Origin of the sequence: Shewanella sp. 10N.286.52.B9 (assembly GCF_002873635.1) — a bacterium.
Classification (GTDB): Bacteria; Pseudomonadota; Gammaproteobacteria; order Enterobacterales; family Shewanellaceae; genus Shewanella.
The window spans coordinates 1135-2532 of record NZ_MCTY01000124.1 but is presented as its reverse complement, the minus strand read 5'-3'; the positions used below and the strand labels follow the sequence as shown (position 1 = coordinate 2532).

Annotated in this window: 2 protein-coding genes; one reads left to right on the top strand and one right to left on the bottom strand. The window is 33.0% G+C overall.

The genetic code is table 11. The features are described 5' to 3' along the window. Positions 1–20: 20 nt before the first annotated feature. A complete protein-coding gene (locus BCU91_RS07405; RefSeq protein WP_102531210.1) occupies positions 21–683 on the bottom strand; it encodes a dimethylsulfonioproprionate lyase family protein in 663 nt (220 codons plus the stop codon). Between the two features lie 317 nt (positions 684–1000). Here BCU91_RS07405 and BCU91_RS07400 point away from each other — a divergent pair. After that, a partial coding sequence (locus tag BCU91_RS07400) for a response regulator (RefSeq protein ID WP_133126590.1) occupies positions 1001–1398 on the top strand: 398 nt, incomplete at its 3' end.

The following is a 1398-nucleotide window of genomic DNA, read 5'->3' as shown; positions in this document are numbered from 1 at the left end:
TTCTAAAATAGTTTAAAAATTTATTTTTTTTGTGCTGGTAACGGTAATGGTACTGCATGAGGTTTAACATCACTTTCACTCTTGAATAAATCTGGATTGGTAAATCGAGCGCCGTGATTAAATAGGTCGTCTGGTGCACCAGGCTCTTTCCACCAGATATACATCAAGTGTAATTCTTCAGTGTTTGATAAATTAACCCATCCATGAACATCATAAGGTTTATGGAACATAAGATCACCAGGACCAACTTTTTGTTTTACACCATTAACAAACCACTCAGCCTCACCAGATATTACGTAGTATGTCTCTGGTGCCGGATGATGATGAGCGGGGTATGTTTTACCGGGTAACATTTTTACTGTCCCCATATAAACTGACTCTGATTTAATTGGAGCCCCAGATGGAGCAATCATATCTGTATAACTATAATGAGAATCTTTATCTGCCACACCATTCTCCCCTTTTCCTCGATACCATTCTGGATAGCTTTTATTAGCTTTACGAATCATTTTATCTTCATTTACAAAAACGATATCAGATGAGTGAGTCCCATAAACTGGATATTCAGCAGCAGGATAATTTTGTTGTTGGTTCTTGTAAATTACCTCTGGTGTATAAGTTGCTATACATGGTGTTGCTAATCCAATTAAAACAATACCCATAACCATTTGTCTATATTTCATTGTTAAGCCCTTTCTCAATCGATAATGTTAAGTTGTTATTACAATTGAGAAGATAATAATAATCACGAGTTAGTAACGTGACAGCCATCACACTCACTATCTAGTTAACTATCGTAATGTCATAAACGTGAAATGTATCATCTTAATAACCCTAAATGCAGTACTTAATTTTCAATAACTTATAATGTTGTGAATTTGCATACGACTGACACTTTAAGGTGACTTACATCACAAGTGAGTAAAATAATTTTCGTAAAGATATAAATGCTATGATTGCTTTAATCTTTTAAATTAATTCAATTTATATTGGTAACTATATGCGTAACATGAAAATACTGATTATTGATGATGAGCAAGACTGGTTAACTTGTTTTGTGGAAACAATTAAATCAATAGAGGAGAGTGCGCAAATTTTAAGTACTACAGACCCTAAGATAGCTTTAAAACTAGTGACTGAACATTGTTTTGATTTGATATTCATTGACTTAAATATGCCAATTATTAATGGTGAGTTTCTTATTTTAGAAGTTAAGTCTATATCTCCAAATTCACAAGTAGTTATTGTATCTGCAAATACAAAAATAAACTGCGCGGTAAAGTGCATAAGACTTGGAGCTGATGACTACATAGATAAGGGGGATGATTACGACCAATTTATGAAACAATTAGAATTGTGTTTATTATCAACAAACACTAACCAATCAAACCAATCAAA

Coding starts and splice junctions, on each gene's coding strand:
- BCU91_RS07405 (WP_102531210.1), bottom strand. CDS start 683: ATGAAATATAGACAAATGGTTATGGGTATTGTTTTAATTGGATTAGCA.